Origin of the sequence: Rothia sp. HMSC065D02, from assembly GCF_001815285.1 — a bacterium.
Taxonomy (GTDB): domain Bacteria; phylum Actinomycetota; class Actinomycetes; order Actinomycetales; family Micrococcaceae; genus Rothia; species Rothia dentocariosa.
In genome coordinates this window covers 295,393-320,779 of the sequence record NZ_KV820092.1, presented here as the reverse complement: position 1 = coordinate 320,779, position 25,387 = coordinate 295,393, and the positions used below count along the sequence as shown (strand labels likewise).

The following is a 25,387-nucleotide window of genomic DNA, read 5'->3' as shown; positions in this document are numbered from 1 at the left end:
CAGGTTTTCAGCCTGCAGCACGTGACCTGATGGTGTGTGTCATAGGCGCGGTATTATCGAATCCTCTATACCAGAGTAACGCGTATGTCTTCATGATGTGTGAATACGGAGTGAGTCGTCTTCATACACCGGTAAATTCTTGTCAAACAACGTTCACGATGTTTGACGACTCCTTCATAAAGCCGCCAGAACACCGCGAACACCATTTCACAGTCCCTCTACTGTAGGAACTTCTCAAAGCCCTTCGGCAGATTCATCTTCGAAAGATCAAGATCTTCTTGCTGCTGCGCCTGCTGCCCGAAAGCCGCACCCTGGCGTGCCTTCTGAGCGGCAAGTGCCTCTGCCTCTTGCTGCTTACGCTTCATGGGGTTGCCTGAGCGACCCGCCTTCTTCTTGTTATTATTTTTCTTATTCTTTTTACGGTTACTTCCGCCAGCCGCGGCCATACCGGGCATCTGCATGCCGCCGGGCATACCAGACATCTTGCCGGTGGCAAGCTTCTTCATCATCTTCTGCGCCTGAGCAAAACGCTCCATGAGCTGATTCACCTCAGAAACAGTCACGCCCGAACCTTTCGCGATACGCGCACGGCGTGAACCGTTAATGATCTTCGGTGCCACACGTTCATGCGGGGTCATCGAACGTACAATAGCTTCAACGCGGTCAATTTCGCGTTCATCAAAAGACTCTAGCTGCTGACGCATCTGGGCGGCACCGGGCATCATCATGAGAAGTTTCTTCATGGAACCCAGCTTGCGAATCTGCTGCATCTGCGCCAAGAAATCATCAAAGGTGAAATCTTCCTGATCGATGAATTTCTTGGCCATGCGGTCGGCTTCTGCCTTATCCCACGTGGCCTCTGCCTGCTCGATCAGAGTGAGCACATCGCCCATATCCAGAATGCGGCTGGCCATACGGTCGGGGTGGAACTGCTCGAAATCATCCACGTTCTCACCCGTGGATGCGAACATAATCGGTTTGCCGGTAACCGAAGCAACGGAAAGGGCCGCACCACCGCGGGCGTCACCATCAAGTTTAGAGAGCACTACGCCGGTAAAGTCCACGCCCTCATTGAAGGCGTTTGCGGTGTTCACGGCGTCCTGACCGATCATCGCATCGATTACGAAGAGGACTTCTTGAGGCTCAATAGCATCGCGGATATTACGCGCCTGCTGCATGAGTTCAGCATCCACACCCAAACGGCCTGCAGTATCAACGATCACCACGTCATGGAGCTTCGCACGCGCTTCAGCAACGCCATCTCGTGCAACCTGCACAGGATCGCCAGTAGGGGTATCAAATTCACTGGTCACACCCGGGTGAGGCGCGAAAACGGGTACGCCCGCACGCTCACCCACAACCTTCAGCTGGGTTACCGCGTTTGGGCGCTGCAAATCAGATGCCACCAGGATGGGGGTATGCCCCTGCCCCTTGAGCCACTTCGCGAGTTTACCCGCCAGCGTGGTTTTACCGGCACCCTGCAGACCAGCCAGCATAATAATGGTAGGACCGGTCTTCGCCATATTAATACGGCGAGTCTGCCCGCCCAGAATAGTAATAAGCTCTTCGTTAACAATCTTGACGATCTGTTGTGAAGGGTTGAGTGCCTCTGAGACCTCAGCGCCGAGGGCACGCTCTTTAATATGTGCAGCGAATTCACGGACAACAGGCACGGCGACGTCCGCATCCAGCAGGGCGCGGCGAATTTCGCGGACGGTTGCGTCAATGTCTGCCTCAGAGAGGCGGCCCTTGCCACGCAGGTTTTTAAAGGTTGCCGTCAAACGGTCAGAGAGAGAATTGAACACGAGCCGTGATCACTTTCTTATCGTCGAGGAAACGGACTGCACCCAGCTTGAAACCAAGATGGTCGCCCATTTTTAAGATGCTTACTCAATCTCCAAGGATACAGGATGTGCCAAGATCTGCTGTCGATGACACCCTCCGATGAGCGTTTGGCGAAACTGTATACAATACGCAGTTAGATAATAAAGGTATGGATTTTCGAACGGCAACTGCAAGATATCAGTACGGTGTGCGAGCTTCGGCACTAATCGTACACGCCGGTAAGCTCTTGGCCTACAGTCACGACGGCAAATATTTTGTGCCCGGCGGCGCTGTGCAGGTTGGTGAGCACAGCGCGGATGCGGTGCGTCGCGAAGTACGCGAAGAACTAGGCATCGACTGCACGGTTCGGCAGCTTGCGTTCGTAGGAGAGCACCTTTTCACAGTGCACGGTTTACCGAATCACCGCATTGAATTTCACTACCTCGTGGAGGTTGATTCTGAAGCGGTTCCGATAACCACCTGTGAAGAGGAGCATCGCTACCCCTGTGTCTGGCTGCCGCTCGATTCCCTGGCGGATTATCCGCTCAAACCAGAGTTTCTCGTGCACGAACTGCCGCAGTGGAACGGAAAACTCAAGCACCTGGCAACCTACGAATAGAGTGTTCTGGCGAGTGAATGCACAAACCGGGAGTGTTTTCTTCATCTGGTAACAATTTAAGATGAAGAAAACACTCCCGCTTCTTAAGACTCGAAGGATACTGTGTACTTGAAATACTCAGCCACCAAGCAACGCATCCTGCGCTAAGTCTTCAGCCTCACGCATAATGCGTATACGGGCTTTTTCCTGTGCTTTTGGCGGATACTTATATTTATTGAAGATACGCTTGAGTTTAACCCGGAATGCTGCACGCTCCTGTCCGCTCTCCAGCCAACGCTTGGGTAGCTTCTGAATCACAGCAGAAATATCCCTAGTGATTTTCCCCAGGACATCATCATCTAAGATTTCCTCAGGAGATGCACTTGCCTTGAGCGCGTCAAAGAGAGCCGTTTCTGCTTCAGTGAAACCGAGCGCTTCTCCACGAGCTATATCGGCCCGAAGCTCCTTTTCAAAATGAGCCAAAGCGGTCATAGTTTCCGCCAGAGTTGTGACTCCGCGGTTATAGCGTTCAACTACTTGTTTGAGCTTGTCACCGAAGTATTCCTGCCGAGTACGGTTTTTCCCGGCAACGTCCTGAATACGCTGCATCATAGCCCGCTCGGCGGTTTCTACTGCGAGAGTTGGTGTAGAAGTTTTGGCGATCCTTTTCAAGTTTTCTTCGTTGAGCTCTCGAATATTGATGTGTTCGTTGCCATCTGCCAACGTCACCAAAATAGTGTCTCGGCTTTCGAGCATGCTCTCTGCCAGTAAGCGCAGCTCATGCATAGCATTTTCAGGAGTTTGAGTACGCCCTTTAATACGTTCTTCGCCCAGGACTGCTTTAATGCTGTTCAAGACTGCTCGTAAAAATTCAATTTCGTCAGTTCGCTCAAGCACACGCTTAACATACTCGTTTTCAGTAGCTTGCTTGATATGCCGGTAGGTACGCTCCATGGTGATCAGTCGCGCCATAATTCGAGCATAACGGCGCTGGTCATCCGGCATATCGGGGTTGCTCTGTTCGTTCCTACGAAACTCTAAAATACTGTTACATACGCCCAACACCACGTTTAAACGTCGTGCCCCGTTGACATTCTGGTGCACTTGCTCTATCCAGTTTCGCTGTCCTAATAGGTTCCGCAGCTGGTCGAGAATATCAAGCAACTGGAAAGATTTAATACGCAAGCTTTCGTCGGCAGCGTTTTCAACCGGATTACGTTCATCGTCAGCATACCGTTCCAATGCTTCAGAGAGATTCTTTTGAAGCGGTAAGTAGCTCACGATGAGGCCTGCGCTTTTCCCTTGAAAACGTCGGTTAATACGGGCTATGGTCTGCATCAGGTTATGTCCGCTCTGGGATTTATCCATATAGAGCGTATGCATAACTGGAGCATCAAAACCGGTGAGAAGCATATCGCTTACTATGACCAGTTCAAGGGGGTCCTTGGGGTCCCTAATACGTGCTTGCAATTCTCGTGACTGTTTTTTGATACGTGCGAACCGAGCCATTTCAGGTCCTTCAGAAGCAGGACCACGAGAATACATAACCTGAATTTTACCGGTATGTACATCCTCACCGTTACGCTCCGGCGCCCAATCAGGGCGTATCTCTACGATAGCATCGTACAGTTTTGAGGCGTGCTCACGGCATGACGTGACTATCATACCTTTTCCATACACCCCTAACTCTTCCTCCATGTTTTCACGTCGCGTTTCCCAATGAGACACGATGTCTTGAGCAACTTGTTTAAGGCGATCTTTTGAAATCAGAAGCTCTTTTAAGCGAGCGACATTTTTAGCTATGTCTAGGCGTTGCTCTTCATCAAGGTCTTCAGTGATCTGCTCGGCGAGCGCAGTGATAGTCTCTTCGCTCTCGCCATCACGTAAGGCTAGAGGAATATAGCGAGAATCGTAGTAAAGCGGTACTGTAGCTCCTTCCGCTACGGCGCGGTCGATGCTATACACATGAATATAATCACCAAATACATGAACAGTTGAGCCGGTAGTATTGTCGATAGGAGTACCGGTGAAGGCAATATATTTAGCGTGTGGCAGGGCACGATTAATGTTATTAGCATAACCGTCATCTAAGCTGCCGTAGTGGGAGCGGTGCGCCTCATCGACAATGAGCACGATGTTCTCACGGTCTGAAAGCAACGGAAACTCTTGGTGTTTCTGCTTGTCGCTTTCCGTTAGACCAAATTTTTGTAACGTGGTGAAGTAGATCCCTCCTGCTTGGCGACCTTTAAGTTCTAGGCGCAGTTCATCCCGGCTTTGAATGCGTTGAGGCTGGTCAGTGAGAAGCTGGTCTTTGCGGAAGGTGGAATAAAGCTGATCGTCAAGGTCAGTCCGGTCAGTAACCACCACAATGGTGGGGTTGTGCATGCGTTTATGAGCCATGATGGCACGGGCATAAAACAGCATGGTATATGACTTACCGGAACCTTGAGTGTGCCATACAACGCCCACACGTCCTTTTTCTCCCCGTCCCGTGGGCACGTTGATGGTGTTTGTGAGTGCTTTCTCAACCGCGAAGTATTGGTGAGACATAGCAATAATCTTCGTGAGGTGGCTCTGCCCAGCCTTGCCTTCGTTCTGCACAAAAAGAGTGTATTTGAAGAGCATATCAAGCAGAATATCTGGGTTTCCAAGCGAGTCGAGCATACGATCCAATGTCGTGTATGTCTGCCCATCAACTTCTTCGAGAACAGGGGTTTCAGTACCACTAGGTGTATAGTTCCAGGGCGCTAAGTACTGATACGGTGTGAAAGGAGTTCCATACATGGAGGTAATCCCATCACTCATAATGTTCAGAATATTGAAGGTAAATGCTTGAGGGAAGTAGGTGCTATAGGTATTAAGTTGCTGGTAGGCATCTTCAATAGTTGAGTTACTTGCTCCGGGATTTTTAAGTTCGATAATCCCAACGGGTAATCCGTTGCAGTAAAGCACTACGTCAAATCGGTATTCTCGCTCACGTTCTTTGATAATCACCTGCTGTACCGCCAACCATTCATTATCGTCCGCATCGCGGCTGACGATACGGGCTGTATGGGTCTGTTGCGATCCATCAGCTGCAGTCATCTCAATCTTCACCCCTTCGGTCATGTACCGGTAGGCTCGCATATTTTCTGAGATGAGGTCATTACTTTGGACAGTGGTTACTTTGGTGAATACCTCCTGTAATTTTTCAGGGGGTAGCCACGGGTTGAGAACGCTAATCGCCTCTTTGAGAGCGCCAGGAATCAGGATGGAGTGGTAACTTTCACGAGCATGCTCAGGCATGGTGAAGGGCAGGATAGACTCTTGAGCAGACCGACGCTCTGACGGATCAGTGAAGGGTGCTATAGCTGTACCGTCGGTAATTTTCCAGCCCAGATCATGGAGATCTGAAAGAACGCGTATTTCCCAATCTTTTTCAAGCATATTACTAATGGTTCCCTTCGTTTTGAGTTTATTGCTTGTATCTGAAGCGGTGTTTGAGCCTATATTCTCAGTGTGGCAGGTTGTACCTTGGTACCCAAGTAGCGTCTGAGTTACCCGGGGGTAACACTAGAAGAGACCGACCTCTTGTGGTGGAACGACATCTGTAGCTTGGACTCTAAACATCAGACCTCTTCCGAAGGTTTTGATGATGCGCAAATCCTCTGATGCTGAGGTTGCCTGAGGTGATACCATGAACACTAATGTTTTGCATGGTTCGTACTTTTTCGAGGGCACGCTGTAGCTTATCTTCCAGGTTCTTCAGATCTGTGAATGATTGAGCGTAAGCGCTGATATCAGCTTCTTCTTCCGGGGTTGGTGCAGCTTCGCCAAGCAACCACAGCATCTGATTTTCAGCGGAAGTGTATCCTTGCCGTTCTTTCGCTGGCAAGGTTCGTGGATCCTTCGCGTTTCGGAGCTTCACGCTAGGTAGATATGCCGTGTAAGGTAGACGGAGCTGCCTCCAGTTAAAAACCTTTGACTTTATGCGCTTTTCTGGAGATAGGTAACTTCCTACTCCGCTTCCTTCGCTCTCCTTCTGGCTGTTGAGGGAACTCAGCAGAAGCGCAGCTAATGTTGTAGAACGTTCGTACCGGTGAGCGTTTCCGTCTTCAGACGGAGAAAGCCGAAGGACAAACGCTGGTGAAGACACCAGGTTATTGCCCTCTTGGTCGACGTAGACAGCAGGACCTGGCGCGTCGGTTGTATGCGCGGGGTACACTACAATATCGTACTCTTCGGTCAAGGTAGCTTCATCAGGTAAATTCTGCGAAGTCAAAAAGTGAACCTGCTGAGGCAATTGTCCCATCATGTTGTATCTGCTCAAGGCATACGGATCAAACACGGTGTGCTCACTGTAATTGGGTTCACCAAATCGTAGACAGCCAGTTTCCAGTTTATTGCCGGGAACATACAGGATCCTGCGCTCTTCAATAAGATGTTCTAGAGGAACCTCGTAACTATCACTGCCACGGTAACGTATATTTTCTTCGGGAGCCCGAGGAATAACTGGCCAAGGCTCTAAAGTTGTATCCGCAATATCGTCTAGCATCTCTTGAAGCTGCTGGGGAATACGCAGCATCATCTCATAATCACTGAGCAGGCTACCGCCAGGTGCTTCACGGTACACTTCATGGAATGAAGCATGCTCAAGCTTGTCTGAGCGGACGATGCACCCAATAGTTAGATCTTCTGGATGAATTTCTCCCGTATTCAGGTATGAGAGCACGGTCTGGGCTACTGTATGGGCACGCTGGGTGTTTTTATCCGAGTCAGGTTTATCCTCTGCCAAGGCAGCGTAGGAAAGATCAGCAAGATATACGGAGTTTTGTAGCTGTTCTCCAAGAGTGGGAACGCGGAATACGGCTAGCCCCATTTTAGCTTTGGTGTTGCGTTTAAGCCTGTTATCGCCAAGGTTGATCAAGGCACGTAACCGCATCTTGTGATACGGGTTTTCATGCTCTGTGCTGAGCATTCCGGTGCGTTCATAGGGCACATACCAGGGCTTTGTTTCTTGGGGCAGGCGACGTGAACCTCCAAATTTACTGAGGATATCGTGTAGTCCAAGCACGACCAGGTTTTCTCCAGGTTGGAGAGTACTTACTTGCTTATCCTCACTGTAGGCATATGCGAAGATTGTTTCCCATTGTTTGTCTTGCGCTTCATAAAGGTGTCGCAGGCCTGTTAAATCTGTATCTAAGGGAAGAAACAGTAGGTGATCAGAGGGCAGCTTCCCGTTGTAGGGATCTGGCGTTTCTGATCCATGTATTTCGAGAGCGCGCTGCAGTCCTTCGTCGCTCAGCGCAGCAAGCATCAGCTTATAGACGTTAAGTTGCCGCTGCTCGGTATTTTCTGAGGAAGCGCTCGATTCTACACTGAAGGATACATTTTCAGCACGCTCAAAATTGTGGGCAAGAGCTACAGAGGCAAATTCGTATGTACTGTTCGCGCCATGGACCAGAAGTTCTCGGCGGTTACCAAGTATTTCTTCCAGATAAAGCAGAACCTCGTGGTTGGGGACGGTGTGGTGCTGATCGCGGTGAGAGATTTTCTCTCGAACAGCCTGTATTTCTGCAAATTTATGGTTCTGCTCCATATACTCTTCGGCTACAGCGAAGGCGTAAGCACAGGTAAGACGCATGCAATCTTGAGACGTCAGCAGAGTATTGCGCGGTTGTGCATGGATGAGGGTTTCGCACCCCTGTTCTAAAACAGGAACCACAATATCCATAATCAGCGGGCGTTGCTCTTCAGGAAAAGCCTCAATAATAAGCCAAGTGGGTGGTTCTCGATGTACACGAATAGAGTTCTGGGAATAAGGTTCTGTTTCTGATGCTTTGAGCTCAAAGCTAGTTTGTGGACGCTGAACGTAAGCGGTTTCAAGGATATGAAGTGGGTTTTCGACCGTCTGGTCGAGTGGGGTGTAGAGCATCACGAGTGCGCTCAAAAGCTCGGTAACTCCTACCGGATCGGCGGTGTTGGTAAACTCGGCGAGAAACCGTTCACGAAGCAAATTGCAGGTGAATTCTTCGGGACTTGATGTTTTAGTGCGGTTCTTACCTGTGGCGTTTCCATGATCGTCAAGACCAAGCATAATACCGAAGGCAAGACCTAAGTCGATCTCGTTCTCGGCGGTAAGTGCAGGGGCAAGTTCTTTCTTGGTGAGCTTTTTAATGGCTGCTTCGCTCACTCCCGCTGCGGCAGCCAGTCGGGCACGGCTTAGGGAGAAGCCCGATACAAGAGCACGAAGGTCCTCCATATATCTCCTGCAAAATTTTACATTTCAACAAAATATGTTGTGGTAATGAGGTTTTCTCTGTCTTTGATTATCGCAAAATTCTGGAAGAAATGTGCATAAACCGTGCAGTGCCCGGCAACAACGCTGGCGGATGACGAATTTGGTGGCAAGGCTATTAAAACATGTATACGGTGAGAACACGCTCATTTTTGAGCAAATACAGAAAAGCTCAAGAAAGGAAAAATAATGTCTACTGGAGCATTCGTCGTCGCAGCCGCTTCAGACCGGGTCAAGAAGGTAATTCCTAGTGTAGGCACGTTGTTTACTCTCGTCACAGCGTTGCTCGCCTGGTGTGTGACTCTTGAAGGTTCGGACTATTCTTTCCTACCAGTAATTGATGGAATTCTCCGCTATCTACACGTTAATGTCGACTGGTACAGTGCAGTTAAGGGGCTTGTGCAGTTACAAGGAGTAGCAGTCTTCGCATCTATTACGCTTCTTATTGGGACCATTAATCTAGCTAAAGTTGATGTCTGGGAGAAACAAGCCTCTTATTCTTCAACCTGGATTGTCCTAAGTATCACGCTGCTAGCCTTACGAGGAACTTCATGGGTTGAGTGGCTTGGAATCTTGATTGTTCCAGCAGCATTATTAGTAGGTTTTCTAGTTCGAGACATGGTACGCCATCGTCAGTATCTACTTGAACCCACCGTCGGAGTAAGTTTCAGTGTCTTTGCGCTTTGTCTTATAGTACTTGTCCTGGGTTTCCCACTAATTTTCTTGTGGAATGTGGTATCTGCGTCTGTTGTACGACACGTACCCCAAGATTTAGATCAGGATAGTACCCCTCAACCTTCGGGAGCGATCTACTAACGAGCATGGAATCTTATCTGGTGGGTTTTCACCGTATACCGGACTGGAAACCCATCAGATTGATCCGCCAAGGGCCCTCATCATCTCGAAGGGGTCGCAGTACTTTACTCCATGTGCGTGGCAGGCGTCTGGTATCAGAATTCTGTTCTTCGACTCAGGTGCAGGCTGCTCAAGAGTCACAACCGTGTAGTCATGCGCTTTAGCGAAAGCGACAAGCGAGCTATCAGCAACACTCAGAAATTCATTTTTAGCTGTTTGCTTGTATTGGTCTTTGTTCTGCGCCCAGTTAGCGACTTCTCTGAAAGCTCCTATGCTTTCTGCTGTCAAAGATTTAAAATACTCTTTTCTTTCTGCAACCCATTGCGCGAGTTCATCCTTGCCAGCAATGAGTTCTTGATACACCGGAATAATGCTCATAATTCGTCCCTGTTGAGCGATCTCATTGTGGAGCCATCTCCAATAGCTAGGGACTATATCGTGTGCATAATATCTGCGGTGAGCCTCTACTAGGACGCTGGTATCAACAAGAAAAACGTCTAAAAGGGACACTCCTACATTCCCCCTATCTTTTGTGCAAGATTTTTGTAGGTTTCTGTTTTAGGTATGCCAAGCAAACGCTGAGCTTCCGTATAAGTGGTACGCCCGCTGGCTGCGTCAGCGAAAACTGCACTTGCGAACCGCTTACCAAGAGCATAGAGCCTTGTTGTATGATAGTTACCGCCTTTGGTTTTTTGCCTATTGCTTCGTGCACCCATGATAGCTTGTTCACGCATTGGTCCATATAGCTCGGTGTACTTATTCCACGTTATAAGCTTTTCATTTAACAAACTATTGAGGATCGTCAAGGTACTGACACAGAAATGATGTGCCAGCTTCTTAACGAATTCTTCTGCTACCTCGTCCTCATCACCGTGTAACGCTTGCACTTTTTTATGCAGTTCTGCAGGAGGAACTAAGAAGTGCGCGGCAAAGGAGTCGCACCAGCGCTCGTTTTGAGCCTGTTGTGTGACACGCTGCTGATGTAGTTCCTCGCAACCGTCAGAGGCAGATACTCCACTCTCCCCTAGCAGAAGATGCCCCAGCTCATGTAGTAATGTAAAGATTTGAGCGTTTTTAGTGTCTCGACCGTTAACGAAGATAGTGGGAGCATAGTCATCGGAGAGAGAAAATCCACTAAACTCATTTGGATCGTAGGGGCGGCGAGTATTGGAACCCACAACTCCGGCAACGCTGACAAGAAAACCGTTCTCTTCCAATAGTTCTATAATCTCTTTGCGTGCCTCTGCCCCGGAACGGGCCATTCCAGGCGTATACCCGAATTCATGGCGGATACGGTCGGCTACCTGTTCGGGTTTGCTCACTAAAGTTTCAGATCCCACATATTCATTTGCTGTCAGACCACGCGCAATAGCATAGTCACGGTACCAGCTCTGCCGCCGTTGCTGTTTCATAATGGTCTCGGTTAGCTCAGCAGAATACTTCTCTGGTGCGAAACCGCGGAACCGAAAATCGGCGATGGGCTTCTCATCAGCAGGAGGCTCAGAGAGGAAGAGCATGCCAAAGGGAACATGTGTCTTCTGGGCAAACTGCGTAAGCTGACTAATAGTTGGCTGGCTATCTTGGCTCAGCCATTCAGAAACATGTAGCTGGTCAAAAGCCTTTTCAGCTTCGGACATGTCAGCACGGTCAAGCGCCCAGCGAAGTACACTTGGCTCTACAGGAACTTTGACACTCATCGCTACCCTCCTCTCCCCTATAGTCTACCTGGCTATGCACCCTAACTAGGCAACTGTAACAACAAGTCACCTAGAATATTTTTTAATAAGTAGATTCAGAAATTTAATACATTGCGATAACATCTACTATCATGGCAGGCCCTTTAATATATTCAGGATGCTCATTATCTGAAGTTTTTCAAGAATAAGAGGATTTTTAACCAAATCATCCGGAATACCACCAGATAATACAGTTTTTCGGATAATATCGTTAAACCCTGGCATAATCCATGTATCAGTCCCCTTGCCATTACCATTCCCAGGAACCAACATTTTAACCACGCCAAATACAGTAAACTGATCCTCCATGTTAATCGATTCTTGACTATCAAGAAAATTTCCAGGCTTAAAGTTTAAGTATACATTTTGAATGTTTTTGGGCGGCATATCAGATACAAACATTTTGTAAAGCAAGTTAATATTTGGAAGATCATCCGCTACCAAATATTCACTAACTGCTTTGACGATATCCTCGGAGTCCATACCCAAATCTTGCAGAGCCATCAAATTTTTAGGTTCCTTAATGATCGGGCGGAATGCATACATTAGGCGCCCAATAGAGCTTGCAGCAGTTATCAAAGCACTACCCTCTAGCTCCACAAGGGAACCTTTCTCGATAGGCTGTTCTCCATTTTGAAACATGTCATGAGTGAAAACTATACCTTCACTAACTAAGTGCTTGATAAGCTTAGTAGAGGTAGATTTTCCATCTTTGCTTAGCGAATACGTTTCCTGACGTTCGGACTTACTCGAAAGTCCACCACCAGCAGACAGCCCATGAAATCCAATACCCGCTTTTCCTTCCTTATCCTTTACAGTACGTTCAACGACTTCATAGCTAAACCTGATATCCATATCAAAATCTTCAGCAATAATATTGAGGGTACTACTATCAAGATAAGTGTAGTTGCGATACACATAAGGGGTTTTCAATTTTTGCATCTCCTTATCACTTAGAGTTATCCAATAAGTTTTTTGATTAGTAGATTACGAATATTTACTAAGTATACATTCTCTGAAGATAAAGAATCTATCTGAGATATATAGCTAGTGTAAATATTAGTGTTTTTTGAAACATCTATATCCTGCGCGAGAATATCTATTGGTTTTACTCGCTGATGGCTGGCAGATGTTCCTCCCGCCATTCCTTGAAGGTTCTTGTATAAACTTCCTTCAGAACATGATGCCCACAATGCAGCTAGTTCCTCATGTTTTTTTGGGACGAGTACTACAAATTCAGTTGATGCATAGTTCCTATATCCTTTTTTAGGATATGCACACCAAATTCGAGGAGTTTTAGGATTTAATTTTGATAGCAATAGGCAAGGTTCAGTAATAAGAAATTTATTACTTTTTATTGATCTCGGATCTTCCAATTTAGGATTTTGTCCACTGTCGTAAGCTGGTAAACTATAATGGTAAATCATTTCTGAGGTGACAGCGCTCGGCAATTCTTGCTTGGTTGAATGAATTAATTTATCAGATATTTTATACGTAACTATAGATTTATCTTTCTTCACAAATACTTTTACCGTCTCATCTAATAATCCAATAAGACGAATATTTGCTTCTATCTTGTCGTCAAGAGATCCCAAAATACCAGCAATATTTTCTTGCTCTTCATGTGGAGGAATAATAACTTCAACAGTATCAAAGGTTTTTCGAGTGATAGTAGAAAATATTGAACCATGCGAGTTTTGACGAAGTTCTTCAATAACAGTCCGAAGTAAATAATATAAATATGACTGATTCAACTTATCTGGAATTGCCCGGATTCCAAAACAAGACTGATTAAATGCCATGGGACTAGATAACTGAGCTAGTTCACCAACTGTACCACGTGCCGATATTATAATATCGTCCTTTAAAAGAAGTTTAGTAGAACTATTCTCTAAACCATCCTGAGTAATTTTTTTCTCTGTATCATAAACATACCGAGAGTCACCCGAAAAGTCAGTCACAGATAACCAGGGAATATCTCCATTCCAATACTCAGGAATAGACGTCTTAGGCGTGCCACCACCTATAATCTCTACAATGTCTGACAATACGTACTTTTTCCACCCAGCTGCACGCTGGGTATCCGTTAATGTCGCCATTACTCATCCACTCCTTCGGGCTCTAAACCACCAAGGTCTAACGATGCCAGCTGCTCTCGAACTACCTGTGCAAGACGTTCAGACTCCGCGAACTGTTCCAATAGCTGTACCTGCAGATCGACTATCTGAGCGTTCAATGCCTGAACATCTTCTGCTTCAGCCTCGGGGCTTCCCACGTAGCGTCCAGGAGTTAGCACATAATCCTGTTCCGCCACCTGCTCACGTGACGCGCTGAAGCTAAAACCTGGCTCATCGTCATAAGGCTGAATTGCTACGGATTCTCCCTCTCCTATAAGGGTGCCGTCATCGTGATACATCGACTTCACTCCGCGCCACGCACACCAGGTATTCGCAATCTTCGCGATCTCGGCCTCAGAGAACACGCGCTCCGTGCGGCTCACCATATGACCCATCTTCCGGGCATCCATGAATAGAATCTCGCCCGAGCGATCCTTTGAACCGTTCCGTCCTGCTTTCTTGTCCTTTGACAAAATCCATACACATGCCGGAGAGCTCGTGGTCGTAAACATATTTGAGGGCAGCACCAATACAGCTGCGACCGCATCATTTTCAATCATGGCGCGGCGAATCTCGCCCTGCCCACTGGTCTCAACAGTTAACGTACCATTTGCCATCACCACGGCTGCGGTACCGTTTGGATTCAGCTTCGACCATACATGCTGCAGCCAGCCATAGTTAGCGTTCCCAGCGGGAGGAATACCAAAACGCCAGCGAGGATCATCCGTGTTAAGAGCCCAATCCTTAATATTGAACGGAGGATTCGTCATCACAAAATCAAAAGTTTCATCCGGGTGACGGTCCTCAAAAAATGTGTCACCCCAGCGAGTTCCGACATTCCCATCAATACCATGAATCGCAAGGTTAAGACGTGCCAGCTGCCAGGTTGTCTGGTTCAGTTCCTGACCATACACATGTAGCTTTGTACGACGACCTTGGTCATCAACCTTAAAGTTGCCGCCCGCATGCTCCACAAAAACATTAGACTGCACAAACATACCGCCCGAACCACAGCACGGATCATATAGGGTGCCGTCCAGCGGCTGAAGAATACCCACCAAAGTATTCACCACCGTGGTTGGGGTATAAAATTCGCCACCTTTGTGACCCTCTTTACGAGCGAACTTTCCCAAAAAATATTCGTACACGAATCCTAGAACGTCCTTCGTTGAGGAGTGCTCAGAATCGCGTACTGCAGAGAAGTTCGTGTTTGAGATCAGGTCAATCACGCTCGCCAGACGGCGCTGATCTACACCCTCACTGTTATAGATCACGGGAAGTGCACCTCGCAGGTTCTCATTATGATCCATGACCGCGATCATCGCCCGATCTAGGAGCTCCCCAACCGCCCCACTCTTCACTTGCTGAGAAATCGCTGACCAGCGAGCCTCACGCGGCACGTAGAACGCTGCCTTCGCATAGTATTCATCCGGGTCTTCTAGAGATTCCAGAAGGTCATCTCCGTCATACATGTCGCTCAGTTCTTCCTTCAGCTGGGCGCGAGTAGCCTCAAACGTATCGCCCACATACTTCAAGAAAATCAGGCCCAGAATAAAATCTCGGTAGTTTGAAGCTGACATAGATCCACGTAGCTTATCCGCTGCCTTCCACAGGTGACCGGCGAGCTCTTTCGACGTGGTTGGCGTAGAGACACCTGGTTTTTTCTTTGACGAAGAGTTTTTTGGGCGCCTCTTACTGGCAGAGGTCTTATCTGTGCTAATGCTCTCTAAGTTAAGAGCCTGCTGTTCGGCGTGAGCCATGAGCAATTAATCCTAACTCTCAAAAATTCTTGCAACACCTAGTACGTTGCATTGAGATCGCTACCCATGAGGGTAATATTCATGTGTTTGAGGCAGAGGCGGAAGTCACGCCACCACTTCACTATTCTACAAACAGTGCACCGAGTGCACCTTACGATTTGTCAATCCTGACAGCCCGCAGAAACTACAGGTATAGATTTACATGCGGCTGCCATAAAACTAGTTCTTGACCAATATCTGGTTTTATCTCTGTATTCACTGATAACCGAGGATTCGAACCAGAACTAGATAACTTTATAGGCTGTGGCCGCACCTTCTGTCTTACTCCCGGTTTCTTAGATTTCTTGCCGCTCTGGTTTTTAGGCGGGAACAGATCTCTTGAGGTCAAATGCCACATTGAACAAAAGGGACATCGATAGACTCGTTTTTCTTCACGTTTACTCTTGCGGTTCATAGGACTAGCACATCTACTGAGCGCTATCATTGCTGCGAGCCTGTCTGCGTATCCCATCTTGCCAGTTCTACCGCAACGCCCTGTGGGCTTTGCACGGTATGACTTACCAGCTTTCATGCAAAGTTCCCGGCGGATTTTTCCGTTATGGCGACTTTTCCGGCTGTATCTTGCCATCTTTACATCCCCTCTACTTGGATACTTTCGCTTTTGGTGGGGTTAGTTCTTTCGCCGCCCCTTCAAGAAACACATTAGACCTAGCAGGGTTTTCAGGAAACCGCAGAAAAAGTTACCCGGGGGTAACTTTATTTCCCCTAGAAACACGAGTTTTACACGACGTACGGTAAAGACACCGAGCGGATACTATCGTCTAAATCTTCAAGGCTCTGACCGCTCCAGAGTCTTGAATACAGAGGAATGAAAGATATGAACTGGATGAATATTGCAGAGAGCACGACCGCAACGCTGATTGCCGGTGGGGTTACCGCCCTTGCAGGCGGTATTTACGCAGCAGTCAAATTTAAACCGACTCGACGTAAAAACGGATACTCTAAGGACGGAACAAGCAACGTGAATCAAAGCATTGGCAATGTTTCCGGAAATAACAATCAAATACTGAATCACCACAGAGATGGACCCGTTGCGCAGGTTTCAGGCGACAATAATCATGTTGACCAGAGTACTAACGTGACTCATCACAACCATAATTCTCCGCAGAAAACCCCCGATGACGACGCAGAAAACATTCTCATGATGGTCGTGATACCTATTCTAGTCGCTGCCCTTTTTCTGGTCTCATGGCCAGTAGTGAATGCTATTTTGGTGGTTGCCTTAGCTATCGTAGCTATTTTGAGTATTACCGTTATTATCGCGGGGAAAAAATCTAAAAAGCTAAAGGATACTGCAACGTCCCGGTTCTTCTGGTTCCCCTTAGAAGTAACTGCACTTTCAGCACCATTAGCCCTATCACTAGTACGCATGAATACTCCGGGAAACCAGTGGAGCTTTGCTAGCATGAGGCAACGCATCTGGGAGAATATTAACGTTGCACAGGGGCAGCATGTTTCAGTAGTAGATATTGTGACATCTATCGGGAAACTCTATGGACCTCAAGGATACTTCGTCGTAATGCTCTACCTGCTGGCAGTCGTGATGATGTCTCTGGCGCTCCTGAAAGCTTTTTTGCCCTTAGTGGATTCATATGCGGTGCTTTACCATCACAAACCTCGCACGATGAATCATCGCGAGTATCGTATCAACGCTCTGGTTGTTCTTGTACCGAGTCTAGTTGCTATTTGGCTCACTCATGATTGGGCGATTACCTGGATTGTTGAATCCTACGCTCGTCTGGCAGGGCACGGTTAGGTCGTCGCTAGATACGTCGGTCAGTAGCTTCGTAGGAAGAACTTGCGGGGTTGAGATAAAAATCGGGAGTGTTTTCTTCATCTGGGAGCAATTTAATTGCTCCCAGATGAAGAAAACACTCCCGGAAATATCGCCTCATTGATATGCTCCGCTAAAATGCACGACGCACAAGAGCAGGGTTCAGCCGCTAATCGAGAAGCGCATCCACGAAGCCTTCGGGGTCGAAGGGGGCCAGATCGTCCGGGCCTTCGCCGAGTCCCACGAGCTTGACGGGAACACCCAATTCTTCCTGAATCGCCACCACGATGCCGCCCTTCGCGGTACCGTCGAGCTTGGTGAGCACAATACCGGTCACATCCACGATTTCGCCGAAGACCTTCGCCTGCACCATACCGTTCTGCCCGGTTGTCGCGTCAATCACCAAAAGCACCTCGGTCACGGGGGCTTCCTTTTCGATCACGCGTTTGATCTTGCCGAGCTGATCCATCAAACCGGCCTTATTCTGCAGGCGACCCGCGGTATCAACCAGCACCGTGCCGATACCCTCAGCTTTAGCGGTCTTCACCGCGTCGAAAGCAACAGAGGCAGGATCAGCACCTTCCTTCTCGCTGCGCACGGTCTTCACGCCCACGCGGTCGCCCCAGGTCGTCAGCTGTTCGGAAGCCGCCGCACGGAAGGTATCAGCCGCGCCCAGCAGAAGCGAATTTCCGTCCGCAACCATCACACGGGCGATCTTACCGACCGTCGTGGTCTTCCCTACGCCGTTCACGCCGACCACAAGCACCACGCCGGGATTACCGTCGGTGCCCTCGGTCTTTAGCTCACGATCCATTGTGGGACCAATAATCTCAAGAAGCTCTTCATGAAGCATCTTCTTCACGGCGGCGGGGTTATCGGTTCCCTCCACACGCACCCGTTTCTGAAGCGCCTCCACTAGGCGAGTGGTCGGCTCAGCCCCCAAATCAGCCATGAGTAGAGTCTCTTCGACCTCATCCCAGACATCCTGATCGATGCGATCTCGTGAGAGCAGAGCCAAAAGCCCCTTACCCAGCATGTTGTTCGACCGCGCCAAACGGGCACGCAGCCGCACCAGACGCCCCGCCGAAGGATCAGGAATATCGTAACGGGAGGCTGGTTGCTCGGTCTCTTCCGATGTGTCTTCCGTCTGCGTATCATCAGCATCACGTGTGCTCGGATACCCGCCACGCGGCGCTTTAGCACCGCGTGTAAAGGCGAAAATGACGCCAGCAATCACTAATACACCCAGCACAACTGCCAGGATTATCCACATTGATTCATTCACACTACTAGCTTACCGGCTGGTATGAAGATGAAAAGGGGGCTTATGAAGGAAAATCCGTTCTGCAGCGCACTTCCGCATAAAATAGCTCTTCGCTCAGGCGTTTCACGGCAGGCAAGGAATATCCTCAATGCTCCCGACCCACAATTCTTAAGAAGAGTAGACTAGTGAGAGCGAGCGGTATCAGGCAAGATTCTGATGCGCTCCCCCTAACCAACACGCACGGCAGCTTCGCTGCCAGGGTGGTTCTACCGCCAAATACTCAGAAAGAGTTATGACCCCGCACGAACACAACGCACAGTCCCGAGGCTCCTCCCCCGCAGAAACTCAGCAGGATACCGGGAAGAAAGAACCTTCCAATACCGGCAGCATGCAGCAATGCACACCGGACTACATGAGTGCAGCAACCGGTGCGATCCCTATTGTCAGCCCCGGAGCGGATGCCATCGCATCCGCAACTATTGAGGATGAGAGCGGCAGGCGCATCCAGCTCACGAAGGCTGACGAAACTGAAGGTACACCGCCTGAAACACCTGCAAAAACTCGTATTCCTACCGGGTTGAAGGTACTCATTGCCGCATCTTTTATGATCGCGCTCGGGTACGGACTCGTAGCACCTGTACTCCCCAGTTTTGCGCGTAGCTTTAACGTGGGAGTAGCGGCAACAACGATTGTGGTCTCGGCATTGGCAGCCATGCGGTTAGTCTTCGCACCGGGGGCGGGCAAGCTCATCTCACGGTTTGGTGAGCGCCCTATCTACACCTGCGGCATGGTTATTGTGGCGGTTTCGTCCTTCGTAAATGCCGCTGCCTGGGATTACTGGGTGCTGCTCGCTTCGCGCGCATTCGCAGGTATTGGTTCGGTCATGTTCACGGTTTCTGCGATGGGTCTTCTGGTGCGTCTAGCACCTTCGCATATGCGCGGGCGGGTTTCGGGATACTACGCTACCGCATTCCTGCTCGGGAACATTATGGGGCCGGTCGTCGGCGGTGCACTCAGCGGCTTGGGGATGCGCCTGCCATTTGCCCTCTACGGCTGCTCTCTGCTAATAGCTGGGGCTATCGTCTGGTTCATGATGCCTCCTGCCGATCAGATTGATGCCGAACGTGAGGCATATAGCCTTCCCACCCAGCATGATACTGGCTCCAAAGCTTCCCCCGATACTAACGATGCTTCTGCAACCGATGTACCGGCTTCGGGCGAGGAATCACCCCGGCAGAAACCCCCTATGCCAGCCACGATGACCGTTCGGCAAGCGCTCAAATTTACGAACTACCGATCGGCGCTTTTCACGAACTTTACGATCGGCTGGGCTGTTTTAGGCATACAGTCTTCTCTGATTCCTCTGCTCGCGGCGTATTTGGCGACGGGCGGCGATGCGTCTAGGGCACCGGAGGGAACCGTCCTTGCCTCTACGGTGATGGCGGTCGGTTCGTTAGCAAATGCTCTTACCCAAACCGTTTCAGGGCGTCTATCAGACAACTTGGGGCGGCGCATCATGATTTTTATCGGTTTGCTTATCGCCGGAACCGCCATTTCGACTATTGGTATTTCTTCGGCGCCTTGGATGCTTGTGGCTCTCATCGTGGGTATGGGTGCTGGTGCCGCACTGATCACGCCCTCGCTGCAAGCCTCTGTTGCCGATGTGATCGGTAGCAAACGCGATGGTGCACCCGTACTTGCAACCTTCCAAATGCATAGTGATTTCGGCATGATTCTGGGTCCGCTTCTCGCCGGTGCTGTTGCCGATACGTGGGGGTTCACACCTGCATTCATGCTCTGCGGAGGTTTGCTCCTGGCAGCTTCACTCACCTGGCTACCGTTCCGTACTCCACACTGGCCCCGCGAACTGGCGGATGAGAACTATACCGGAAGGTAGGGGAACATTCACAAAATACTGTGGGCTAAGAACATCTTCGAGCATTCTTAGCCCACAGTATTTTATTTTGCGCTTAGAAAACGTTAGAGCAGCTCGCGCAGCTCATCCATATTTTGTGAGATTACAGTCGAAACACCGTTGCGCATCGAAACGCCGTAAAGGGTTTGTGCAATCTGCATCGTACGTTTTTGATGGGTGACCACGATGAGCTGCGAGCGCTCCCCCAGTTCTTGCAGTACTGTGAGGACTCGCCCTAGGTTGCGGTCGTCAAGGGCTGCTTCTACCTCATCAAGGGCATAAAACGGTGAGGGGCTTACCATAAAGATGGCGATTAACAACGCCAGGGATGCGAGCGATCGTTCTCCACCGGAAAGAAGCGAGAGACGTTTGACTTTTTTGCCAGCCGGACGGGCATAAATATCTACGCCTGAGTTAAGAATATCGTCAGGGTCGGAGAGCTCTAGGCGACCTTCACCTCCGGGGAAAAGTATGCCAAAGATACGTTCATAGTGCTCGTTTACGGTGTTGAATGCCTGCGTGAAAACTTCAGTAATGTGGGTGGTGACTTCGTCCATGACGGTCATGACATCGCCGCGAGATTTTTTGAGGTCAGCGATTTGTTCTCGCAGGTAGGTGTGTCGTTCGGTGAGTGCTTCGTATTCTTCGAGGGCGAGGGGGTTGATTTTGCCGAGCTTTTCGAGTTCGCGTTCGGTGGCGGCAAGCCGTGTTTGAATGGTCTCGGTGGGTACGTAATCTTCGGCGTTTTCGTCTGGGTTGGGGTGTGTCTGCAGAATTTCGTCGAGAGGCAGCTGGGTCAGAAGCCGTGAGCGTTCTGCCAGAGTTTCACGACGGGTTTCGAGGCGTGCGAGTTCGGTTTCGGCGCGCGAGATGAGGGCGAGGGCTGCTTGATGGGCCGTCGCAAGGTCTTGTTCTTCGGTATAAGTTTCGGCGCGTTGCTCTGCGGTTTCACCCATGCTGCGCGCGATTTCGTCAAGACGATTTTTCCAGGTTTCTGTTTCAGTGGCTAGAGCATCAGCTAGCGCGTGAGCTTGGCGCTGTTGTGAACGTGCTGCGGTAGCTAGGCGATGCGCTTGCTCGCGCGCTGCCTGCGCTGCGGTGAGAGCACGTTCTGCACGGCTATAAACCTCCCGGGTGCGTTCCATTGAGGCTTCTGCAGCATGCATTTCGGCGACTCGTTGTGCAGCTTCGGTCTGGATGCGGGCATGGTGCTGTTCTGCCTCATGCAGTGTTTTGCGTGCCTGCGCGAGAGAGCCTTCGAGATCGGCGGGGTTATCCGGGGTGCCGCCAGATTCAGCCTCTTTACTCCCTATGATGCTATGCGTCATACGAGCTTCTTCATGGGCGGTCAGCTCGTCGCGTGTCTGTTGGTATGCGCTCTGAAGTTCCTGTGCTTCATCTGCGGCATGGTGCAGTTTTTCGGCAGCGCGCGCGATCTCGGCATGCAGACTTTCGGATCGGCTTAGGATGCGCGCATGCTCCGCCTCGGCACGGGCGTGGGCGGCACGGGATTCGCCTAGAAGTTTGGCGATTCCGCGTTCTGTCTCGATTGCAGCGGTGAGAGCGCGTTCGGCAGTCGTAAGCTTTTTCTTGGCACGGTTGAGTTTTTCTAGAGCTTTTTCGGCGTCGTCACGGGAGGCCTGCGCGGCGGCGGCAAGTTCGAGGGCACTCTGTTCGTGTGCCGGGTGCAGAATACTGTAGGCGGTGTATTCGATTCCCTGCCTGTCGTAAACACGGTGAGCGCCGGCGGTAAGTGCTAAGGCAGCTGCGGGCGCATCCTGCACAAAGTAAACTCCGTGCAGGCGTGCGTAGAGTGCCGCGTTAAGAGCTGTGCGGGCAGATTTATCGAGTAAATTCTCTGCCGAGTCTGTGACAGGAGTAATGACCGTAAGCGCCGCTACGGCATCTGGCACATCTGAAAGATCCAGAGTTTTTTCCGCTAATTCTTCTGTCTTTCGAGATGGCTTCTTAGTCTTCGCTGTCTTCTTCCCAGCATCAGAGATAAGACGAGAAATATGGGTGTCTTGCGGGGCGTTAATTGCCGCCGATGCAAAGGCAGCCAGTGCGGCAGAGGCGGCGCGCTCCCAGCCTTTCTCGATGGTAAGAACCTCAAAAACACGCACGAGCTGATCGAGATGTACTTCCGAGAGATTGTCGGCTATCTCTAGGCTTTGCCCAAGGGCTTCTCGCAGAGTTGCGGCACGTTCATGGGCACCAGCATATGTTTGGGAGGCCTCTAATACCTGGGCACGAACCTTCTCACGGGTTTCTTCGGCTTTAGTTCGTACGCTAGCGGCGGCGGTGAGATCCCGCTGGTGAGTTTCTTCTTCTGCTGCCGCCGTCTGCAGGACAGCCTCTGAGTGCGCTACGGTCTTAGCCATACGCGCAGATTCGGCGGTCAAGTCTTCGTGTTCAGCACGGCGGGTCTCTTCCATGGCACAAGCGCGTTCATAGGTGGCGCGTGCCACGGCGGTAGCTTCAGCAAGTTCGGCACGGCGTTTTCTAGCGCGGTCACGCTCAGCCTCGTGTTGAGCACGGGTGTTTTCCAATGTGGCGAGAGCACTTGTAAGTTCCTGTACTCGACGTTCAGATTCCTGAGCCTCCGTCTGCGCTTTTTCGTACTCAACAGCCGCGCTGTCACGATTTTTTTCATCCTCTGCAAGACGTTGTGCACAGCGCTCAACTTCCTGCCGATAGTCTTCAAGAGCAGGAGCGTTTTCTTCCGCTTGGGCACGCTCAGCCGCTACCGCAATTACCGCGTTAACCCGTGCCACAAGCTCGCGGATGCGCGCAAGGTGAGCGTTCGCCTCCGTTTGCTCGCGGCGTGCTGCCTCAAGGTTCTCGTCGAGGGTTTTTCGCCGCGTCCGTATTTTTTCGCGGCTTTCATCGAGTTCATGCGCCTGCTCACTCGTATCGCTAAGTCGCCGGGTCTGTTCCTGTACTTGGGCGTTGAGCGCATGGGTTTCTCGGGCGATTAGTATGCCATGCAGCTCGCGGATGCGCGCTTGCAGTTCACGCGCGGTTGCCGCAGACTCTGCTTGATCCCCAAGCGGTTCCAACTGGTTGCTGAGCTCGGCAGCCAAGTCATTCAGGCGGGTCAGATTAGCACTCATGGCCTCAAGTTTGCGGGCGGTTTTATCCTGGCGGCGGCGGTATTTTAGGATTCCGGCGGCCTCTTCCATAATTTCGCGGCGTTCGGCGGCAGAGGCGTGCAAAATTTTATCGAGCTGACCCTGCCCGATAAGCACGTGCATCTCACGCCCCATTCCAGCTTCCGCGAGAATATCATGCACATCGGACAGACGAGCAGGCGACCCATTAATCTCATATTCGCTGCCACCGGCACGGAACATAGTACGTGAGATTTCGACAGTGTCGGCGGGTATCGACAGCGCACCATCCGTATTATCTAGGCGCAAAACAACTTGGGCACGCCCTAATTGGGATTTTCCGCTGTTTTCGGCTCCACTCGTACCAGAACCCGCAAAAATAACATCCTGCATGGAACCACCGCGCAGAGTTTTTGCCCCCTGCTCCCCCATAACCCAGGCGAGCGCATCCATAATATTTGATTTTCCCGAGCCGTTAGGTCCTACCACAGCGTTAATGCCGGGTGCGAATTCAAATGTGGTGGACGATGCGAAAGACTTGAAGCCGCGTAGGGTGAGCGAAGTCAGGTGCACGGATTGCCTTTCATCGGGTGGAAACCGCGCCGGGGTTTTAGCAGGCGCAGAGTAGTTCTATTGTACTCAGATGCATCATCAGCGTTCCGGGCGTGAAACGAGCTCATCCAGATTTTAAGGATGCACAACGGACGTTGCCCGGCTTTAGAAAAGTTTGCATCCTGAACTGCCGGGAAGCGTCGGCTTCCAGTTGAAGGTCTTAAGCGATAGGTGAACGAATATTCCGTATCTCGAAGCCGCCAAGGGCTGCACAATAACTTTACGCCTTGATATTCTAGGGATGTCTGCCATGCGGCGCACGGAGTCATGAATGCGGAATTTCGGACTTTAGGGCGCGGGTACGGTAGATTTAACTAAGTCGACGATGCGGGGAGCGTACCAGCGCCTCCGCTATTTCTTCGTTGTACCCATCATAGACGTACCTCCCTGTAAAGGTCATACAGATTGTCCAAACACACTGCAGCCGCGACTTCTGACGCAGATAAGCCCGGCGTAAATTCTGATATCCGGCATCGTAACGCTGCTTTACTTTCTATCGCGCATGAACTTCCTCCCCGTGTAGTTACAAGCTCATATTTTGACGAACAATTGTCCAACACCTATAAGCGTCTGAAGATGCCTAAGGGGTTACTGGAGCGTCTGGCGGGTATTAGCGAACGTCGTGGCTGGGCTGAGGGTCAAACTTTTGAAGATGGTGCCGTTGCTGCAGCAGAGAAAGCGCTTCAAGCTGCGAAGGTTGACCGGGACCAAGTGGGGCTGCTCATTAATGCTTCTGTAACCCGCGACAATTTTGAACCCGCAGTATCTGTGGGTATTCATGACCGCCTTAATCTGCCTCGTCACGCCCTAAACTTCGATATTACGAACGCCTGCCTAGGGTTTGTAAACGCTATGACTGTGGCGTCTACGATGATCGATTCCGGTGCTGTTGACTACGCTCTCGTTGTTGCCGGTGAAGATCCTTCCCCGTGGCATCGTACCGCCCTGCGGATTTTGAGCCAGCCTCATACATCTCGTGAGGATGTGCTCGCCCAGTTTGCTACCCTCACCCTCGGCTCGGGTGCGGCGGCGGCGGTACTCGGTAAGGCAGATGCGCATCCCGAAGGGCACCGCATCATCGGTTCGGTATCGCGTGCGGGAACTGAGCATCGTAATCTGTGCATTGGCGGTGAAGCTGATCAGGGCATGAATACCGATGCCGCTGGTCTTCTTGAGCATGGTCTGCAGCTGGTAGCTCAGGCTTGGGAACAAGCTCATGAGGACGGTTGGGAGTGGAGCAATATGGATTCCTATGTGACTCACCAGATTTCTAATGCTCACACCAACGCTATTATCGAAGCCGTAGGAATTAAACGTGACCGTATTCCGCTGACTTTCCCCGTTTGGGGTAACGTAGCGGCAGCGGCACTGCCTATGACTCTTGCGGAATGCGCCCCCACCTATAAAAAAGGTGACCGTATTCTATGCATGGGTGTGGGTTCCGGTTTGAATACTGCGCTCATGGAAATCAACTGGTAATGTGAA

General features: G+C 50.3%; 15 protein-coding genes. 5 read left to right on the top strand and 10 right to left on the bottom strand.

All coding sequences use genetic code 11. From position 1 onward, the window contains the following. Positions 1-218: 218 nt before the first annotated feature. Positions 219-1,805 (bottom strand): signal recognition particle protein, encoded by a 1,587-nt coding sequence (gene ffh / locus HMPREF3016_RS08860; RefSeq protein WP_013399233.1) that lies wholly within the window; start codon positions 1,803-1,805, stop codon positions 219-221. A 188-nt stretch (positions 1,806-1,993) separates the two neighbouring features. Here ffh and HMPREF3016_RS08855 point away from each other — a divergent pair, with 188 nt between their 5' ends. Continuing rightward, positions 1,994-2,443, top strand: coding sequence for an NUDIX hydrolase (locus HMPREF3016_RS08855; protein ID WP_070697120.1), 450 nt, complete (start codon positions 1,994-1,996; stop codon positions 2,441-2,443). Positions 2,444-2,560: 117 nt separating this feature from the next. Here HMPREF3016_RS08855 and HMPREF3016_RS08850 read toward each other — a convergent pair whose 3' ends face one another. Then, a complete protein-coding gene (locus HMPREF3016_RS08850) occupies positions 2,561-5,848 on the bottom strand; it encodes a type I restriction endonuclease subunit R (RefSeq protein ID WP_070627884.1) in 3,288 nt (1,095 codons plus the stop codon). Positions 5,849-6,023: 175 nt separating this feature from the next. Next, the gene (locus HMPREF3016_RS08845; protein WP_070741714.1) at positions 6,024-8,663 is read right to left on the bottom strand and encodes a hypothetical protein; all 2,640 of its coding nucleotides are present in this window, start codon (positions 8,661-8,663) and stop codon (positions 6,024-6,026) included. A gap of 225 nt (positions 8,664-8,888) precedes the next feature. On the opposite strand from HMPREF3016_RS08845, the gene HMPREF3016_RS08840 reads away from it, so the two are divergent. After that, a complete protein-coding gene (locus tag HMPREF3016_RS08840; RefSeq protein WP_070741711.1) occupies positions 8,889-9,515 on the top strand; it encodes a hypothetical protein in 627 nt (208 codons plus the stop codon). 54 nt (positions 9,516-9,569) lie between these two features. Here HMPREF3016_RS08840 and HMPREF3016_RS08835 read toward each other — a convergent pair whose 3' ends face one another. The 5 genes from HMPREF3016_RS08835 to HMPREF3016_RS08815 all read right to left on the bottom strand — a co-directional run bounded on the left by HMPREF3016_RS08835 (position 9,570) and on the right by HMPREF3016_RS08815 (position 15,167). Then, positions 9,570-10,064 carry a DUF4411 family protein gene (locus HMPREF3016_RS08835; protein WP_070741709.1) on the bottom strand — a complete coding sequence of 165 codons (495 nt, stop codon included), beginning with the start codon at positions 10,062-10,064 and terminating at the stop codon, positions 9,570-9,572. 2 nt (positions 10,065-10,066) lie between these two features. Then, the gene (locus HMPREF3016_RS08830) at positions 10,067-11,251 is read right to left on the bottom strand and encodes an ImmA/IrrE family metallo-endopeptidase (RefSeq protein ID WP_070741706.1); all 1,185 of its coding nucleotides are present in this window, start codon (positions 11,249-11,251) and stop codon (positions 10,067-10,069) included. A gap of 129 nt (positions 11,252-11,380) precedes the next feature. After that, positions 11,381-12,232, bottom strand: a complete 852-nt coding sequence (locus HMPREF3016_RS08825; RefSeq protein ID WP_070741702.1) for a DUF6414 family protein — start codon at positions 12,230-12,232, stop codon at positions 11,381-11,383. Between the two features lie 17 nt (positions 12,233-12,249). Beyond that, the gene (locus HMPREF3016_RS08820) at positions 12,250-13,389 is read right to left on the bottom strand and encodes a restriction endonuclease subunit S (RefSeq protein WP_070741699.1); all 1,140 of its coding nucleotides are present in this window, start codon (positions 13,387-13,389) and stop codon (positions 12,250-12,252) included. Continuing rightward, the gene (locus HMPREF3016_RS08815) at positions 13,389-15,167 is read right to left on the bottom strand and encodes a type I restriction-modification system subunit M (protein WP_083315910.1); all 1,779 of its coding nucleotides are present in this window, start codon (positions 15,165-15,167) and stop codon (positions 13,389-13,391) included. The genes HMPREF3016_RS08820 and HMPREF3016_RS08815 overlap by 1 nt, the downstream gene beginning before the upstream one ends. An 877-nt stretch (positions 15,168-16,044) precedes the next feature. Here HMPREF3016_RS08815 and HMPREF3016_RS08810 point away from each other — a divergent pair. Next, entirely contained in the window at positions 16,045-16,983 is a 939-nt protein-coding gene (locus HMPREF3016_RS08810; protein WP_070741697.1) for a hypothetical protein, read from the top strand. A 187-nt stretch (positions 16,984-17,170) separates the two neighbouring features. Here the strand turns inward: HMPREF3016_RS08810 and ftsY are convergent, their stop codons facing one another. Further along, on the bottom strand, positions 17,171-18,286 hold the full coding sequence (ftsY, locus tag HMPREF3016_RS08805; protein WP_080974371.1) for a signal recognition particle-docking protein FtsY: 1,116 nt from the start codon (positions 18,284-18,286) through the stop codon (positions 17,171-17,173). Positions 18,287-18,557: 271 nt separating this feature from the next. Here ftsY and HMPREF3016_RS08800 point away from each other — a divergent pair, with 271 nt between their 5' ends. Next, a complete protein-coding gene (locus HMPREF3016_RS08800) occupies positions 18,558-20,162 on the top strand; it encodes an MFS transporter (RefSeq protein ID WP_246828527.1) in 1,605 nt (534 codons plus the stop codon). Between the two features lie 83 nt (positions 20,163-20,245). Here HMPREF3016_RS08800 and smc read toward each other — a convergent pair whose 3' ends face one another. Further along, positions 20,246-23,863: a chromosome segregation protein SMC gene (gene smc / locus HMPREF3016_RS08795; RefSeq protein WP_070741694.1), complete on the bottom strand. Its 3,618-nt coding sequence runs from the start codon at positions 23,861-23,863 to the stop codon at positions 20,246-20,248. Between the two features lie 444 nt (positions 23,864-24,307). Here smc and HMPREF3016_RS08790 point away from each other — a divergent pair, with 444 nt between their 5' ends. Further along, positions 24,308-25,381, top strand: a complete 1,074-nt coding sequence (locus HMPREF3016_RS08790) for a 3-oxoacyl-ACP synthase III (RefSeq protein WP_070627903.1) — start codon at positions 24,308-24,310, stop codon at positions 25,379-25,381. The last annotated feature ends 6 nt before the right edge of the window (positions 25,382-25,387 follow it).